At 70.4% G+C, this 15,801-nt stretch carries 16 protein-coding genes; 9 read left to right on the top strand and 7 right to left on the bottom strand.

The genetic code is table 11. From position 1 onward, the window contains the following. Positions 1 to 19: 19 nt before the first annotated feature. Both purB and AB0J64_RS11665 read right to left on the bottom strand, forming a co-directional pair. Positions 20 to 1,459 (bottom strand): adenylosuccinate lyase, encoded by a 1,440-nt coding sequence (gene purB / locus AB0J64_RS11670; protein ID WP_364024388.1) that lies wholly within the window; start codon positions 1,457 to 1,459, stop codon positions 20 to 22. 71 nt (positions 1,460 to 1,530) lie between these two features. Next, on the bottom strand, positions 1,531 to 4,782 hold the full coding sequence (locus tag AB0J64_RS11665; RefSeq protein WP_364024385.1) for an efflux RND transporter permease subunit: 3,252 nt from the start codon (positions 4,780 to 4,782) through the stop codon (positions 1,531 to 1,533). A 105-nt stretch (positions 4,783 to 4,887) separates the two neighbouring features. On the opposite strand from AB0J64_RS11665, the gene AB0J64_RS11660 reads away from it, so the two are divergent. Then, a complete protein-coding gene (locus AB0J64_RS11660) occupies positions 4,888 to 5,334 on the top strand; it encodes a MarR family transcriptional regulator (RefSeq protein ID WP_364024382.1) in 447 nt (148 codons plus the stop codon). 113 nt (positions 5,335 to 5,447) lie between these two features. Here the strand turns inward: AB0J64_RS11660 and AB0J64_RS11655 are convergent, their stop codons facing one another. After that, positions 5,448 to 7,733 (bottom strand): ATP-binding domain-containing protein, encoded by a 2,286-nt coding sequence (locus AB0J64_RS11655; RefSeq protein WP_364024379.1) that lies wholly within the window; start codon positions 7,731 to 7,733, stop codon positions 5,448 to 5,450. Positions 7,734 to 7,889: 156 nt separating this feature from the next. On the opposite strand from AB0J64_RS11655, the gene AB0J64_RS11650 reads away from it, so the two are divergent. After that, on the top strand, positions 7,890 to 8,237 hold the full coding sequence (locus tag AB0J64_RS11650; protein ID WP_364024376.1) for a DUF2809 domain-containing protein: 348 nt from the start codon (positions 7,890 to 7,892) through the stop codon (positions 8,235 to 8,237). Here the strand turns inward: AB0J64_RS11650 and AB0J64_RS11645 are convergent. Beyond that, complete coding sequence (locus tag AB0J64_RS11645) at positions 8,220 to 8,918, bottom strand: helix-turn-helix domain-containing protein (RefSeq protein WP_364024373.1); 699 nt, start codon at positions 8,916 to 8,918, stop codon at positions 8,220 to 8,222. The genes AB0J64_RS11650 and AB0J64_RS11645 overlap by 18 nt on opposite strands. Positions 8,919 to 9,064: 146 nt before the next feature. Between AB0J64_RS11645 and AB0J64_RS11640 the strand changes: the two genes are divergently transcribed. The 4 genes from AB0J64_RS11640 (at position 9,065) to AB0J64_RS11625 (ending at position 13,576) form a co-directional block, all read left to right on the top strand. Next, entirely contained in the window at positions 9,065 to 10,273 is a 1,209-nt protein-coding gene (locus AB0J64_RS11640; RefSeq protein WP_364024370.1) for a cytochrome P450, read from the top strand. Between the two features lie 5 nt (positions 10,274 to 10,278). After that, positions 10,279 to 11,208, top strand: coding sequence for an ATP-binding cassette domain-containing protein (locus AB0J64_RS11635; protein WP_364024367.1), 930 nt, complete (start codon positions 10,279 to 10,281; stop codon positions 11,206 to 11,208). Further along, entirely contained in the window at positions 11,205 to 11,963 is a 759-nt protein-coding gene (locus AB0J64_RS11630; protein ID WP_364024364.1) for an ABC transporter permease, read from the top strand. Before AB0J64_RS11635 ends, AB0J64_RS11630 begins: the two co-directional genes overlap by 4 nt. A 146-nt stretch (positions 11,964 to 12,109) precedes the next feature. After that, on the top strand, positions 12,110 to 13,576 hold the full coding sequence (locus tag AB0J64_RS11625) for a PLP-dependent aminotransferase family protein (protein WP_364024361.1): 1,467 nt from the start codon (positions 12,110 to 12,112) through the stop codon (positions 13,574 to 13,576). A 109-nt stretch (positions 13,577 to 13,685) separates the two neighbouring features. On the opposite strand, the gene AB0J64_RS11620 is transcribed toward AB0J64_RS11625, so the two are convergent. Next, positions 13,686 to 14,294, bottom strand: a complete 609-nt coding sequence (locus AB0J64_RS11620; RefSeq protein ID WP_364024359.1) for a DJ-1/PfpI family protein — start codon at positions 14,292 to 14,294, stop codon at positions 13,686 to 13,688. Between the two features lie 237 nt (positions 14,295 to 14,531). Next, positions 14,532 to 14,741 carry a helix-turn-helix domain-containing protein gene (locus AB0J64_RS11615; RefSeq protein WP_364024357.1) on the bottom strand — a complete coding sequence of 70 codons (210 nt, stop codon included), beginning with the start codon at positions 14,739 to 14,741 and terminating at the stop codon, positions 14,532 to 14,534. On the opposite strand from AB0J64_RS11615, the gene AB0J64_RS11610 reads away from it, so the two are divergent. From AB0J64_RS11610 to AB0J64_RS11600, 3 genes are read left to right on the top strand one after another with little or no spacing between them, the layout of a single operon-like run. Next, complete coding sequence (locus AB0J64_RS11610; RefSeq protein WP_364024855.1) at positions 14,641 to 14,949, top strand: hypothetical protein; 309 nt, start codon at positions 14,641 to 14,643, stop codon at positions 14,947 to 14,949. The two genes, AB0J64_RS11615 and AB0J64_RS11610, sit on opposite strands and share 101 nt — an antisense overlap. Continuing rightward, positions 14,943 to 15,122, top strand: coding sequence for a hypothetical protein (locus AB0J64_RS11605; protein WP_364024852.1), 180 nt, complete (start codon positions 14,943 to 14,945; stop codon positions 15,120 to 15,122). The genes AB0J64_RS11610 and AB0J64_RS11605 overlap by 7 nt, the downstream gene beginning before the upstream one ends. A 60-nt stretch (positions 15,123 to 15,182) precedes the next feature. Then, positions 15,183 to 15,314 (top strand): hypothetical protein, encoded by a 132-nt coding sequence (locus tag AB0J64_RS11600; RefSeq protein ID WP_364024354.1) that lies wholly within the window; start codon positions 15,183 to 15,185, stop codon positions 15,312 to 15,314. Here the strand turns inward: AB0J64_RS11600 and AB0J64_RS11595 are convergent. Further along, on the bottom strand, positions 15,268 to 15,801 hold a 534-nt coding region (locus tag AB0J64_RS11595), incomplete at its 5' end, for an MFS transporter (protein WP_364024351.1). The two genes, AB0J64_RS11600 and AB0J64_RS11595, sit on opposite strands and share 47 nt — an antisense overlap.

The following is a 15,801-nucleotide window of genomic DNA, read 5'->3' as shown; positions in this document are numbered from 1 at the left end:
TCGGCCGGCTCACGCACCATCACAAGATCGCGCCGGGCCGGTACGCGGCCGCCTGCGGGTGCGCCGCCACGACCTCGCCCACCCGCTGCGCGACCTCCCGCACCTGATCGGCGGCCGCGCCGGTGAACGACACCCGATCGGCCAGCAGCCCCTCCAGCTGGTCGCGCTCCAGCGGGAAACGGGCGTCGCCGGCCAGCCGCTCCAGCAGCTCGTTGGCCGCGCCACGCGAGCGCATCGCCAGCGCCGCCCCCACCGCGTGCTCCTTGATCAGCTCGTGCGCCGTCTCCCGGCCCACCCCGGCCCGCACCGCCGCCATCAGCATCTTCGTCGTCGCCAGGAACGGCAGATAGCGGTCCAGCTCCGCGGAGATGACCGCCGGGAAGGCGCCGAACTCGTCCAGCACCGTCAGCATCGTCTCCACCAGCCCGTCGAAGGCGAAGAACGCATCCGGCAGCGCCACCCGCCGCACCACCGAGCACGACACGTCGCCCTCGTTCCACTGGTCGCCCGCCAGCTCGCCCGCCATCGAGGCGTAACCGCGCAGCACCACGGCCAGGCCGTTGACCCGCTCGCAGGAGCGGGTGTTCATCTTGTGCGGCATCGCCGACGAGCCGACCTGACCCTCCTTGAACCCCTCGGTGACCAGCTCGTGCCCGGCCATCAGCCGGATCGTCTTGGCCAGCGACGACGGCGCCGCCGCCAGCTGCACCAGCGCGCTGATCGCCTCGAAGTCCAGCGACCGCGGGTAGACTTGCCCCACGCTCGTGAACCGCTCGGAGAACCCCAGGTGGGCAGCCACCCGCCCCTCCAGCTCGGCCAGCTTGCCGCGGTCGCCGCCCAGCAGGTCGAGCATGTCCTGAGCGGTGCCGACCGGGCCCTTGATGCCGCGCAGCGGGTAGCGGCCGATCAGCTCCTCCAGCCGCCGGTAGGCCACCAGCAGCTCGTCGGCCGCCGTGGCGAACCGCTTGCCCAGCGTCGTGGCCTGCGCCGCCACATTGTGGGAACGGCCGGCGATCACCGTCGCCTCGTGCTCCACGGCCAGGCCGGCCAGGCGGGCCAGCAGCGCCACCACCCGGTCACGCACCAGCAGCAGGCTGTCGCGCACCTGCAACTGCTCGACGTTCTCCGTCAGGTCGCGCGAGGTCATGCCCTTGTGGACCTGCTCGTGCCCGGCCAGCGCGTTGAACTCCTCGATGCGCGCCTTCACGTCGTGGCGCGTCACCCGCTCGCGGGCCGCGATCGAGTCGAGATCGACCTGGTCGACCACCTTCTCGTAGTCGTCGATCGCGCCCTCGGGAACCGCCACCCCCAGCTCGGCCTGCGCCCGCAGCACCGCCAGCCACAACCGCCGCTCGGCGACGATCTTGTAGTCGGGAGACCACAGACGGGCCAGCTCCGGCGAGGCATAACGGGAGGCCAGGACATTCGGGATACGCGGTGTACGCGGCTTGGCGGTCACGTCGGACAAGTCTATTGACACGCGAGCGCCCGCACGGCACCGGGCCGTACGGGCGCCAGAGCCACCCGAGATCAGGTGGCCGGAGTGAGGACCTTCTCCTCCTGCTTGGGCTCGGCCGGCTTGCGCCGCATCCGCTCCTTGGCCCGCTCCACCATCGTGTAGAGCGTCGGAACGAGCACCAAGGTGAGCAGCGTCGAGCTGATCAGACCGCCGATCACCACGATGGCCAGCGGCTGCGAGATGAACCCGCCCGACCCGGTCACCCCCAGCGCCATCGGCGTCAGCGCGCAGATCGTGGCCACCGCCGTCATCAGGATCGGCCGCAGCCTGCGCCGGCCGCCCTCGACGACCGCCTCCACCACGCCCATGCCCTGCTCGCGGTACTGGTTGATCAGGTCGATCAGCACGATCGCGTTCGTCACCACGATGCCGATCAGCATCAGCATGCCGATCAGCGCCGGCACGCCCAGCGGCGTGTCGGTCGCCACCAGCAGCCCGACCGCGCCCGTGGCCGCGAACGGGATCGACACCAGCAGGATCAGCGGCTGCACGAAGCTGCGGAACGTCGCCACCATGATCAGGAAGACGATCGCGATCGCCGCCAGCATCGCCAGCCCCAGATCGGAGAACGCATCCGCCTGCTGCGCCGACGCGCCGCCGATCTCGTAGGTGGCGCCCGCGGTCAGCGCCAGCCCGTTCAGCTTCGTCGTCAGCGCCTGCGTCACGCTGCCCAGGTTCCCCGCGTCGGTCACCTTGCCCGACACCGTCGCCGAACGCTCACCGTCGATCCGCGTCACCTGCGTCGGCCCGGCCACCTGCCGCACGTCCGCCACCGACGACAGCTTCACCATCCCGGACGCGGTCGCCAGCTTCAGATCCTTGATCGCCTTGATGTCGTCCGGCGCGTCCGCGCCACGCAGCACCAGGTCGCTCACGCGGCCGTCCAAGGTGATCTGGCCCAGCGGCGCGCCGCGGAACGCCTGCGCCACCGACTGCCCGACCTGCGCCTCGCTCAGCCCGCGCTCGGCCGCCTTCTCCCGGTCCACCGCGACCTCGACCCGCGGCGCGCTGGCCTCCAGGTTGGACGACACATCACGCAGCCCCGACACCTCACCCATCGCGGTCTTGACCGTGTCGGCCGCCGTGCGCAGCGTCTCGGCGTCGGGCGCCTGCACGATCACGTCGATCGAGTCGGAGGAGAACCCGCCCCCGCCGGCACCGCCCACCGTGACCTCGCCGACGCCGGACAGCTCCTTGATGCGGTCGCGCAGCACCTGCTGCACCTTGTCCGCGTCGGACCCCTCCTTGATCGTCACCGAGTACGACGCCCGGTCCGCGCCGCCGCCGACCGCGCCGCCCTGCATGGCGTTGCCGCCACCCACGTTCACCTGGTACGTCTCCACGCCGTCCAGGTCCTTCAGCACGCCCTCCACCTTCTGGGCGGCCTTGTCGGTGGTCGCCAGGTCCGTACCGACCGGCATCTTCTGCGACAGGGAGATCGTGTTCTGGCCCGAGGAGTCCAGGAAGTTCGTCTGCAACCCGCCCGCCAGGCCCATCGTGGCGACGAACACCGCCACCCCGATCAGCACCGTCGTCAGCTTGAACCGGGTCGCGAACCGCAGCACCGGCAGGTAGGCCCGCTGCAACGGCGAGCGCAGCTCCTTGGCCTCGGCCTCCTCACGCTGCTTGCGCGCCTGCTCCGGCGTCAGCTCCGGCGTCTTGAGGAACCAGTACGCCAGCACCGGCACCACCGTCAGCGACACCACCAGCGAGGCCAGCAGCGCCACCGCCACCGTCACCGAGAACGGGCCGAACAGCTCGCCCACCATGCCGCCCACGATCGCGATCGGCGCGAACACCGCCACCGTCGTCAGCGTCGAGGCCGTCACCGCCCCCGACACCTCGCGCACCGCCGCCAGGATCGCCTGCAGCCTGGCCTCGCCGTAGGCGAGATGCCGCTTGATGTTCTCCAGCACCACGATCGAGTCGTCCACCACCCGGCCCACCGCGATCGTCAGCGCGCCCAGCGTCAGCATGTTCAGCGAGTAGTCGCCCGCCCACAGCACGATCAGCGCGATCACCACCGACAGCGGGATCGACACCGCCGTCACCAGCGTCGAACGCACCGACAGCAGGAACACCAAGATGACCAGCACCGCGAACGCCAGCCCCAGCAGGCCCTCGGTCGTCAGGCTCCGGATCGACTCCTCCACGTACGGCGCCTGGTCGAACACCACCGACACCGCCGTGTCCGAGCCGTCGCCCAGCGCCTTGGTCAGATCCGGCAGCTTGGCGTTGATGTCGTGCGAGATCGACACCGCGTTGCCGTCGGGCGTCATCGTCACCGACACACCCAGGCTCGACGTGCCGTCCGTACGGGTGATCGTCGTCGCGTCCGCCAGCCCCTGCTTGATCTCCGCGACGTCGCCCAGCTTCACCGGCTTGAGCGGCTTCGGCTTGACCTGCTGCTGCGGGAAGGCCGCCTGGCTCGGCTGCCCCTGACCCGGCCGCGCCGTCTGCCCGGTGGGGGGACGCGTCTGGGACTGGCCCTGCTGCTGACCCTGCTGCTGGGGGACGGCCGCCGGTTGGGCCGGGGTCAGATACAGGTCCTTCAGCTTGGCCACCGAGTCGACCCGCGCGCCCACCTGCACCGTCAGCGACTTGCCGTCAGAGGTCAGCGTGCCCGCCGGGATCGGCGTGCCGTTCGCCTTCAGCACGTCGGGGATCTGCGAGGCCGACACCCCTGCCGCCGCCATCTTCTTGGCGTCCGGCTCGATCGTCACCACCTCGTCGCGGGTGCCGGTGACCTGAGCCTCCCGTACACCCTCCACGCCCTGCAGCTCCGGCACCACGATCCGGCGCAGCTTGTCGGCCATCGCCCGCTCGTCGCCGCCGTCGCCCACCGCCAGCACCACCACCGGGATGTCGTCGGTGTTGCCCGCGACCACCTGCGGATCCACCCCGTCCGGGAGGGCGACCCTGCTGATGGCCTGCTGCATCTTGTTCAGCGACGACTCGACGTCGGTGCCGTACTCGAAGGCCACCTGGATCTGCGCCAGGCCCTCCTTCGACGTCGAGGTCATCTGCTCCATGCCGGCCAGGCCCTGGAAGGACTCCTCGATCGGCTTGGTGACCTGGTCCTCGACGATCTCCGGCGAGGCGCCGGGGAACGGCGCGACCACGAACGCGCCGGGAAAGCTCAAAGACGGCAGCAACTGCTGTTTCAACTGCGGGATCGTGAACGCGCCGAACGCGCTGATCACGACCGCGACCAAAATCACAAGGCTGCGGTTGAGCAGACTCAACCGGGCGAATGCGGTCATAGGCGTCCCCTCCAAGAGTACGCCCCAGACTAACACTTCGCCTTGGACGAATATTTAGACAGATTGAGCTTTCCTGATAACCTTCTCAGGAAGCGAGAGGTGAGCGTGAGCGACGAACGCGAAGACTTGATCCGCAGGATCACCGAAACACAGCGTGGCATGGGGCGACTGTTCGCCCAGCACCAATCCCCCTTGTTCTCCTCCAACCTCACCATCCGACAACTCCACGTCGTCATGCTCCTGTCCCTCAACGGCTCCGCCTCAGGACAGGACCTCGCCCACCACCTCGGCGTCAGCCTCGGCACCGTCACCGGCATCGTCGACCGCCTGGTCGCCCAGGGCCTCGCCACCCGGCACGAGGACCCCCAGGACCGCCGCGTCCGCCGCGTCGAACTCTCCCCCGCGGGCACCGACCTGATCGAGGAGATCAACAACGCCGGCTTCGAGCACTACCGCCGCATCCTCGACCACCTCGACACCGACACCCTGCGCTCCCTGGAGCAGGTCACCCGTACCATCCGCGCGGTGGCCGACAAGCTCTACAACACCTGAGGCTCTCAGTTCGCCCGGTGGCGGCTCGGCGTCATACGCATGACGCCGAGCCGTTCACGTCGTTGTCGGGGTGGTGTTTCCGTAAGTGCTGGGTTGAACTAACCCGGGCGCCTTTACGTTGTAGATTCCGTAGCCAGCCGGGACAGCACCTCCGGCAAGTCCCCCTCGTACACCACCGTCAGCCGCCGCGTCGCCCGCGTCACCGCCACGTACAGATCCTGGCCCCCCATCGGCGACCGCCCCAGGATGCCCGCCGGATCCACCACCACGACCGCGTCGAACTCCAGCCCCTTGGCCTGGCCCACCGTCAGCGCCACCACCGGCGCGTCCAGATCCCCGTCGGGGAAGAGCGCGGACACCTCCGCGTGGCGGGCGTCAGAGGAAACGACGCCCACCCGGCCCTCACCGATCAAGGCCAGCTCCTCCGCCACCAGGCCCGGCAGCCCGGACGGCGGCATGCGCACCGCGCGCGGCAGGGCGCCGCCCTCGCGTACCGACTCCGGCGGCTCCTGGTCCGGCGCGAACGCCCGCAACACGTCCGCCGCCACCGCCATGATCTCCACCGGCGTGCGGTAGTTGACCAGCAGCCGCTCCACGCGCCAGCGCCCCGCCAGGAACGGGTCCAGCACCTCCCCCCACGAGCGCGCGCCCGCCGCCGACCCGGTCTGCGCCAGGTCGCCCACCACGGTCAGCGACTTCGCCGGCACCCGCCGCATGATCATCCGCCAGGCCATCGGCGACAGCTCCTGCGCCTCGTCCACGATCACATGCCCGTACGCCCACGTCCGGTCCGCCGCCGCCCGGTCGGCCGTCGTCAGCGTCAGCCCGTCGTCGGCGTGCCGCTCGGCCAGCACGTCGGCGCGATCGAAGATGCCCTCCTCCAGCACGCCGGTCGACTGCAGCACCTCCCGCGCGTACAGCTCCTCCGAAGCCTGCTCCTGCGCGGCCTGCCTGGCCGCCACCCGGCGGGCGGAGTCGTCCTCGCCCAGCAGCTCGGCCGCCTCGTCCAGCAGCGGCACGTCACCGACCGTCCACCCGGCCTCCGGCGAGCGCAGCAGCTCGTGCCACTCCAGGCCCGACGGCGCCACGGCCCACAGCGTGTCGAACGACGACAGCAGCTCGGAGATCAGCCGCTGCGGCGTCAGCTCCGGCCACAGCTCGTCCACGGCCTGCCGTACGACCGGCTCGCCCCACAGCCGCTGCGAGGCCAGCTCCAGATCCAGCTCGTCCAGGTCACCCTCCAGGTCGAGCGGCTGCGACAGCTCCGGCTCGTCCTCGATGACCAGCTCCTCGATGTGCAGCGACTCCTCCAGGGCCCGCGCCTCCGCCTTGGCCAGTTCCTTGAGCAGCTCGGTGACGTACAGCTTGCGTGCCATGTTGTGCGGCAGGCGCACCGCCTGCGCCCGCTCGCGCAGCCGCAGGCAGGTCTCGCGGGGGACCCGCAGGCTCAGCCCGTCCAGCTCGACCACGAGCTCGCCCTGGGGCACTCCCTGACGCAGCTCCAGGGCGCGGGCGACCACCTCCGCCATCCGCACGTCGCCCTTGACCACCGCTGCCGCCGGCGTGTCGGCCGCGCTCACCCGCACTCCCGGGAACATCTCCTCGACCGTGGTCATCACCACCTGCGTCTCCCCCAGCGCCGGCAGCACCTGGCTGATGTAGCGCAGGAACATCGGGTTGGGCCCCACCACCAGCACACCGCGCCGCTCGAGCGTGTCGCGGTGGGTGTAGAGCAGGTACGCCGCCCGGTGCAGCGCCGCCACCGTCTTGCCGGTGCCCGGCCCGCCCTGCACCACCAGCGCCCCCTGCAGCGAGGAGCGGATGACCCGGTCCTGCTCGGTCTGGATGGTGGCCACCACGTCGCCCATCCGGCCCGTCCTGCCCCGCCGCAGCGCCGCCAGCAGCGCCGCCTCGCCCACGAGCGCGCGCCGGTCACCGTCGCTCATCCGCTCCAGGTCGAACACCTCGTCGTCGATGCCGACCACCGTGCGGTCCTTCAGATGCAGGTGCCTGCGGCGCACCAGCCCGCCCGGGTCGGTGGCCGTGGCCACGTAGAACGGCCGCGCCGCGGGGGCCCGCCAGTCGATCAGAACCGACTCGTGTCTCTCGTCGCGCAGCCCGATCCTGCCGACGTACGTGCCGGCGCCCGAGGCGTCGTCGATGCGGCCGAAGCACAGGCCGCGCTCGACCGCGTTCAGCTGGGCCAGCCTCCTGGCCTGCTCCGAGGCCATCGCCTCGCGCTCGACCATCGCCTGGCGGGTGCCGCAGGCCCTGCCGTACACCTCACGCAGCGCCGCCTGCGCCCGCTCCCTGGCGACGTCGAGCCTGCCGTACAGCCACGCCACAGTGCGCTGTTCGCTGTCAAGGGCTTCCGCGAGACTATCTTGACGATTAGTCATTCGGTGGTATACTCCTAACCGGAAGGGGTGTGGAGCTCTGCTTTTGAAATGAAGCATTCGAGCTTAACCCCGCGCGAGGCCGCGCGCAAACGATCAGGTCATCGACTGCTTGGCCGGCATGCGTCCGCTTCACCGTTCAGGCAGTAACGTGATCCGATGCCCCGACTGCCCATGTTCTGCGTAGCCGTCCTGACTGTCGCAGCCGGCTTGGGGGTGCGCGCGCTGTTCGACGGCCCTGTGCCGAAGTACGCGGGCGATGCCCTCTACACGGTGTTGATCTACACGCTCGTGGTGCTGATCCTCCCCAGGGTCAGGCCCTGGGTGGCGGCGGCACTGGCGGCCGGGGCGAGCTGGGTGATCGAGTTCGCCCAGCTCGGGGAGATCCCGGCCGTGCTGCGGCCGCTGCTGGGCAGCACGTTCAACCCGCCCGACCTCTTCTGGTACGCGGCCGGCGCCGCCGCGGCCTGGGCCGCGCACACGCTCTGGCTACGAAGGGCGGGATGACGGCGGGAGGTCGCGCCAGCGTTCGGCCGACGCCAGAACGTCCAGGCTGATCCGCTCCAGGAACGCACCGCCCCTGGCCAGGCGGCGGCCCACGGGCGTGTCGAGCCCGAGCGCCTCCCCCGCCGCCTTCGTGATCTCCGCCGCCGCGAGCGTCTGCCGCGAGCTGATCACCGTCGAGTGGTACCAGGCGTCGTCGTCGACCACGTAGATGTCGCGCCGCCGCTGCGGATCGCGTTCACGCCTGATCAGCCCCTGCTGGGTCAGGTAGCCCACGGCCATGGAGATCGAGGCGGGACTGACCTTCAGCCCGCGCGACAGCTGAGCCGCGGTGAGCCTGCCGTCCTCGCTCAGCCACAGGCTGATGAGCACGCGCGCCACCATTTTCGGCAGGCCCATCCCGATCGCCATCTCGACGGCTTCCTCTTCCACCTCGAAGACCTTGCGGTCCCGGCGTTCGGCCTCGGGCGAACGGGCCAGGGTGCCGCGCCGCGCCCGCCGCGCCGCCGCCTGGTGCGCCCGCTCGGGGCGGTAGTCACTGGGGCCGCCGTTGCGGCCGACCTCGCGGCTGATCGTCGAGGTCGGCCGGTCCAGTCGCCTGGCGATCTCGGCGTAAGAGCGGCCTTCGGCCAGGCCGGTCGCGATGCGCTGGCGGTCCTGCCGGGTCAACCTTCCTTCTGGCATGACGCCAGTATTGCGTTCGGCGTCATACAATGCAACGCTTTATTGCATTCAGCTTCACCGTCAACGCATCAATATAGTGGCTTTGAACTGCGCTTATGCGTATCGATTGATTGACATCATTTCTGAAAGCAACGTAGCTTTCAATCATGTCGAACACGTACTATCGCGACGAGCCGGTCACTCCGTCCCTCGACCGAGCACCCGCCTGTCCCTTCGATCCCGCCCCTTCGCTCACCGCCCTGCGCGCAGAGCAGCCGATCGCCCGCCTGGCCGCGCCCGAGGGCGCCCCCGGCGTCTGGATGATCACCGGATACGACCTGGTCCGCCAGATCCTCGCCGACCCGCGCTTCAGCTCCCGCTACGAAACCCACTACCACCCCCTGGCGGGCGGGCACCTGCCGCCCGCCCCCGTCGGCGACCTGACCGGCATGGACGCACCCCAGCACACCCGCTTCCGCAAACTGCTGGCGGGCAAGTTCACCGTCCGCAGGATGAACCTGCTCACCGATCGGGTCACCGAGATCACCCGTGAGCGGCTCGACGCGATGGAGCGGCAGGGGCCGCCCGCCGACCTCGTCGAGGTCTTCGCGCAGCCGGTTCCAGCGCTGATGATCTGTGAGCTGCTCGGCGTGCCGTACGAGGAGCGCGATCAGTTCCAGAGCTCCACCCGGGTCCTGTCGGACGCCGGGACCGCTGAGGCGCAGTACGCCGCCTTCGTCGAGCTCGGCACGTACCTGCGGGAGCTCGCGCTCGCCAAGCGGGCCAAGCCGACCGACGACCTGCTCAGCGACCTGGCCACCGGCGGCGACCTGACCGACGAGGAGCTCGGCGGCGTGGCCGCCTTCCTGCTCGGCGCCGGGCTCGACACCACCGCCAACATGCTCGCGCTCGGCGCCTTCGCCCTGCTGCGCAACCCGGCCCAGCTCACCGCCCTGCGCGGCGACCCCGACCTGGCCGTCGGCGCCGTCGAGGAGCTGCTGCGTTACCTGTCGATCGCCGCCACCGGTATGCGCGGCGTGCTGGAGGACGTGGAGCTCGGCGGTAGGCAGCTCAAGGCGGGCGACACGGTCATCATCGCGATCAACGCCGCCAACCGGGACCCGGCCAGGTTCGCCGACCCCGACGTGCTCGATCTGCGCCGCTCGGCCGCCGGGCATCTGGCCTTCGGCCACGGCGTCCATCAGTGTCTCGGTCAGCAGCTTGCCCGCGTCGAGATGCGGGTCGCGTTTCCCGCGCTGCTCATCCGCTTCCCGACGCTGCGGCTCGCCGTACCGGCTGAAGAGGTGTCGCTGCGCACCGACCCCTCGCAGGTGTACGGCGTGCACAGCCTGCCCGTCACCTGGGATCGGGGGTGAACGCGATGCGCACCTTCGTCTCGGTGACGGGGCTGCGTAAGTCCTACGGCGCCCACCGCGTCCTGGACGGCATCGACCTCACCATCCCGCAGGGCACCGTCTTCTCGCTGCTCGGCCCGAACGGCGCGGGCAAGACCACCACAGTGCAGATCCTGTCCACCCTGATCAAGGCCGACGCGGGCGAGATCCGGGTGGCCGGGCACGAGCTGGCCAAGGAACCCGACAAGGTGCGTGCCGCGATCGGCGTCACCGGCCAGTTCTCCGCGGTCGACAGCTTCCTCACCGGCGAGGAGAACCTGCGACTCATGGCCGACCTGCTCCACCTCGGCCGAGCCAAGGGCCGCACGCGCGCCCGCGAACTGCTGGAGCGCTTCGACCTCACCGACGCCGCGCGCAAGCCCGCGGCCACCTACTCGGGCGGCATGCGCCGCCGGCTCGACCTCGCCATGACCCTGGTCGGCACGCCCAAGCTCATCTTCCTCGACGAACCGACCACGGGCCTGGACCCCCGCAGCCGCCGCACCATGTGGCAGATCGTCAGGGACCTCGTCCAGCAGGACGGCGTGACCATCTTCCTGACCACCCAATACCTGGAGGAGGCCGACGAACTCGCCGACCGCATCGCGCTGCTCAGCCAGGGCCGGCTGGTGGCCGAGGGCACCCCCGAGGAGCTCAAGCGCATGGTCCCCGGCGGCCACATCGTCGTGCGCTTCGCCGACCCCGACGGCTACCGCAGGGCGGCGAGCCACGTCGGCGCCACCTCCAGGAACGACGCGGCGCTCACCGTCCAGATCCCCGACTCCGGCGGAGTCAGGACGCTGAGGAAGCTCCTGGAATGGCTGGACACGCATGCCATCGACGTCGCCGAGCTGACGGTGCACACCCCTGACCTGGACGACGTCTTCCTCACCCTGACCCAGGAGCCCTCGCGATGAGAGCGATCACCGACTCGGCGACGATGACCCGCCGCCAGATCAAACACATCTGGCGCTACCCCACGCTGATCCTCACCTACACCGGCGTCCCCGTGGTGTTCCTGCTGCTGTTCGTCTACGTCTTAGGCGGCACCATGGGCGCGGGCATCGGCGGCGACCGCGCCACCTACGTCGGCTACCTCACCCCCGGCATCATGATCACGACGATCGCCGGCGCCGCGCAGGGAACCGCGATCTCGGTGGCCATCGACATGACCGAGGGCATCGTCGCCCGGTTCAAGACCATGGCCATCGCCCGCGTCTCGGTGCTCACCGGGCACGTGCTCGGCGCGCTGGTACAGAACTTCATCGCGATCGCGGCAGTGACCCTGGTGGCCGTGCTGATCGGCTTCCGGCCGTCCGCCTCGGCGCTGGACTGGCTCGGCGTGGTCGGTGTGCTGGCCATGTTCACCTTCGCGATCACCTGGCTGTCGGTCGCGCTCGCCATGGTCGCCAAGAACGTGGCCACGGCCAGCAACCTGCCGATGCCGCTGATGCTGCTGCCGTTCCTCGGCAGCGGCTTCGTCCCGACCGAGTCGATGCCGGCCGTTCTGGGCTGGTTCGCCGAGCACCAGCCGGCCACGCCTGTCATCGAGACGCTGCGCGCGCTGCTGGCCGGGCGTCCGGCCGGGTCCAGCTTCCTGGAGGCGGCTGTGTGGAGCGCGGGCATCGCCCTGGTCAGCTATCTGTGGGCACGCAGGCTCTACAACCGGTGAGGTTCACTGGATTCGGTCCAGCATGACGGCGATCTCGTCGTGTCACCGGCCGCAAACGAGCGGTCAGGGCTTCGTGACCAGGCCTTCTTCCGCCGATCCTGTGGAATGATTGGCTGCGGCAGCGTGGCCAATCCGAGGAGAGTGGTGTGGCCGACTCGACCCCGTACCGGCCCGTGGACCGGGTGGGGGGCCGACAGCTCGCCGCCATGCTGCCCGACCCGGCCGGGACGAGACCCGCCTACCGCCACCTGGCCCAGGCGATCAGCGCGCTGATCCTGGACGGGCGGATCGCGTTGCACGTCAAACTGCCCGCCGAGCGGGAACTGGCCACCGCTCTGAACACCAGCCGCCCCACCATCACCGCCGTCTACAACCTGCTGCGTGAGAGCGGCTACGCGCACAGCCGGCAGGGTTCGGGCACCTGGACGGCCCTGCCCGAGGGGCGTACCCCCAAAGGCCTCGCACGCGCACTAACGCTCCCGAACACCGCCATAGACCTGGCCAGGGCAGCCCCCGGCCTGCCGGAGTCGACGCTCACCGACGCGCTCGCCCGGATCGCTCCGCAGCTCGCCGAGCACGCGCACACCCCTGGCTACCACCCCTACGGCCTTCCGGAGCTGCGCACCGCCATCGCCGAGCGTTTCACCCAGCGGGGCCTGGCCACCGTACCCGAACAGATCCTGGTGACCTCCGGCGCTCAGCAAGCGCTGACACTGGTGCTGGGGCTCGTGTGCCGCCCCGGCGACCGGGTCATGGTCGAGAATCCGTCCTACCCGAACGCTCTTGAGGCCATACGCCGGGCCCGCCTTCGGCCCGTGGCAGTGCCGGTGACCGACAGCGGCTGGGACATCGAGATCATCGAATCGACCCTGCGCCAGATGGTGCCCCGACTGGCCTACCTGATCCCCGACTTCCACAATCCCACCGGCCTCCTCATGCCTGACCAAGAGCGCGCCCGCGTCCTGCGCGCCGCTCAGCGCTCTGGCGCCTGGCTGGTGATCGACGAGACGTTGGGCGAACTCGCCCTCGACGTTCCCGCCCCGCCGCCCTTCGCCTCCCGCGCCGCCCCCGGTGGCGCCGGACAGGTCATCACCATCGGTTCGATGAGCAAGACGCACTGGGGCGGCCTGCGCATCGGCTGGCTGCGTGCCCCCTCGCAGCTGGTGACCGAGCTCGCCGGCCAGCGGATCGCCAACGACCTGGGCGGCTCGGTTGTGGACCAACTCCTGGCCGTCGCCCTCCTGCCCCGGGCCGCCGAACTGTTGCCGCACCGCCTGGAGCAGATGCGCGAGCGGCGTGCGGCCCTGGCCGCTGCCCTGTCCGAGCGCATCCCGACGTGGACCTGGCGGCTGCCGCCCGGCGGCCTGTCGCTGTGGGTGGATCTGGGAGAGCCCATCGCCTCGGCGCTGGCCGAAGCCGCACCGGACTACGGCGTACGCATCGAAGGCGGCGCCTACTTCTCCACCGACCCGGGCATCTTCGAACAACGCCTCCGCATCCCCTACACATTGCCTCCCGACACCCTGCGCGAGGCCGTACACCGGATGGCCACCGCCCTGGCCGACGGCCTCCCACCCTCGAGCGCCGCCGGCCGGCCCCGCTGGGTCGCCTGAGACCGTCGCGCCAAAGGTTCGCGCAGGCCGGAGCCCACCGCCTGCGGTCACCAGCCGCGAGCAGGCTGGTGACCTTCGTCATCGCCTCCGGCAACGCTGACAGCGGGCCTCAGCGCAGCGCGGCCTCGCCTGTCCGGACGGCGCGCAGGGCGCGCTCTACGGTCTGCTGGTTCTCGCCGACCGGGGCCACGTAGTCGAGGACGTAGCGGGCGGCGTTCTCCCCCAGCGTTCGGATGATCACCCACGTGGCGAGGTATTGGGACGACAGGCAGCCGCCCGCCGTGGCGATGTTCCCCTCAGCGTGGAACGGCGCGTCCAGCACGGTGACACCGCAGTTCTCGACGAAGGGCCGGCTCGTCCTGTCCGTGCAGGCAGGCATGCCCTCCAGCAGCCCGAGCCGCGCGAGGACCAGCGTGCCGGAGCACTGAGCGCCGATCAGCTGGCGCGAAGGGTCGAGCGGCAGCCTGGAGATCAGCCGGTCGTCGGCGACCACTTCCCGCGTCTTCACCCCGCTGCCGATCAGTACGACGTCGGCCTCGGTCACGAACTCCATCGGCCGCTGCCCGCGCGCCTCGACGCCGTTCCTGGACGTGACCACCGGCGTCGGCGTTGTGATGAAGGCTTCCAAGCCGTCATTCCGGCACCGATTGATCAGCGCGGAGGCGATGAAGCTGTCAAGCTCGTTGAATCCGTCGAAGGTGACCACTGCTACCTGCACCACAACTCCTTCACGTACGGGATCGGATCTGCAGTCTGTCGGGCGCGCCGTCGCGGGTCGTGAGCCAATCAGCGGATAGTGGCATGCCCGCCGCCCTGGTTTCCGCCGTCGAACGCCTCTTCCCTCGGGCGAAGTGAAACCCGAGGAGACACACCACCGCTACTTTGCGCGCCCGCCAGGAAGATCACCGGAAAAAGGGCGCCCCGCTACACGTAGAGGTGCCGTACACCAACGTGGTCAAGCGGCCAAATAGGCCGTGAGCTGGGATATAAGCTTCCAACTCGGTGCGCGCCGTTGGCCGTTCGACGGCAGGGCGGCCTGTCGCGGTTCGGGGACGTACTTGTAGATGGTCGAGCGGCTGACGCCGAGCAGGCGGGCGATGGAGGAGACGCTGTTCTCCGGCCGGGTGAGCAGGTTCCGGGCATGCCGGACCTGCTCGGAGGTCATGGCCGGCGGGCGTCCCACGCGCCGGACGAGGCGCGAGCCACCGCGCCCCGGGAGCGTCTACCAGACCAACGCTGGATCGCTGGTGCCGCTGACGGAGCTGTTCCGCGTCACGGCTGACCTGAGCAGGCCCGGCTCCGCCCCGGAGACGGAGGCTTGGAGCGAAGCCGGGGTTCAAAGGAACAGGTCCGCGCTGCGCTGGACGTGGTAGAGGAACTCGTCCCCGAGGAGGACGGCGCGGCCGAGGCGGCGATGCGCGCCGCGCTGGCCGAGAAATACAACACCGTGCGCCCGTTCCTGCGGTTGCTGGGCGAGTCCAAGGACGCCGGGGCCGTCGCCTCCGCGGCCGACCCGCTCTATGACGGGTGCGCGAGAGTTTCGTAAAGTTCGCGCAGGGGCTCGACGTCGGGGACCTGGCCGCGGCGGGCCGGGGCGCTGCTCGAGGTGGCAGACTCCGACGACCCGCCGCTGCGGGTGTTCTTCGGCACCGAAGGGCTGCCGATGACCCAGCAGGCCTACGCCGAGCGGCTCACGACGCGGGCCGACTGGGAGGAGCTGTCAGCGCCGGCTCACTGACTGCTTGGCCTCCTGACTGTTCGGCCCGGACGCCCCGCGGCGTGCGGGCCGCGGTCAGCCACAGGCCGGTGAATACGGCGCAGGCCAGCGTCACGGCACCCGCCGTGAGGAAGGCGCTGTTGAGGCCGGATTCGAAGGAGGCGCCGCCGGACTCCCGCGTGTGGACGATCGCCCCGAGCACCGCCACGCCGAGCACCGCGCCGATCTGCCGGGTGGTGCTGCTGACGCCCGAGGCCAGGCCGCCTTCCTGCGGGCTGACCGCCTGGATGGCGGCCCCGGTCAGCGGCGACATGGTCAGAGCGAACCCGATCCCGACGACCGCCAGCCGCCACCACACGTTCCCGTAGCCGGTATCGGCGTGGACGAAGCCCAGCGCCAGCAGCCCCAGCCCGGCCAGCGCCAGGCCGATGCCGGCGACGACGCGGAAGCCGTACCTGGCCGCGAGGCGGCCCGCGAACGGGCTGACGATCACCATGGCCAGCGAGAC

This window comes from Nonomuraea sp. NPDC049695, assembly GCF_040674955.1.
Classification (GTDB): domain Bacteria; phylum Actinomycetota; class Actinomycetes; order Streptosporangiales; family Streptosporangiaceae; genus Nonomuraea; species Nonomuraea helvata.
Note: the sequence above shows the minus strand (reverse complement) of the source record. Positions and strands in the feature narration are given on the sequence as shown.

What these genes read in the sequence shown, in the direction of transcription:
- AB0J64_RS11650 (WP_364024376.1), top strand. Translation starts at nt 7,890, where the DNA reads ATGCCCCGACTGCCCATGTTCTGCGTAGCCGTCCTGACTGTCGCAGCC.
- AB0J64_RS11610 (WP_364024855.1), top strand. Translation starts at nt 14,641, where the DNA reads ATGGTCGAGCGGCTGACGCCGAGCAGGCGGGCGATGGAGGAGACGCTG.
- AB0J64_RS11630 (WP_364024364.1), top strand. Translation starts at nt 11,205, where the DNA reads ATGAGAGCGATCACCGACTCGGCGACGATGACCCGCCGCCAGATCAAA.
- AB0J64_RS11645 (WP_364024373.1), bottom strand. Translation starts at nt 8,918, where the DNA reads ATGCCAGAAGGAAGGTTGACCCGGCAGGACCGCCAGCGCATCGCGACC.
- AB0J64_RS11665 (WP_364024385.1), bottom strand. Translation starts at nt 4,782, where the DNA reads ATGACCGCATTCGCCCGGTTGAGTCTGCTCAACCGCAGCCTTGTGATT.
- AB0J64_RS11635 (WP_364024367.1), top strand. Translation starts at nt 10,279, where the DNA reads ATGCGCACCTTCGTCTCGGTGACGGGGCTGCGTAAGTCCTACGGCGCC.
- AB0J64_RS11655 (WP_364024379.1), bottom strand. Translation starts at nt 7,733, where the DNA reads ATGACTAATCGTCAAGATAGTCTCGCGGAAGCCCTTGACAGCGAACAG.
- AB0J64_RS11640 (WP_364024370.1), top strand. Translation starts at nt 9,065, where the DNA reads ATGTCGAACACGTACTATCGCGACGAGCCGGTCACTCCGTCCCTCGAC.
- AB0J64_RS11615 (WP_364024357.1), bottom strand. Translation starts at nt 14,741, where the DNA reads ATGACCTCCGAGCAGGTCCGGCATGCCCGGAACCTGCTCACCCGGCCG.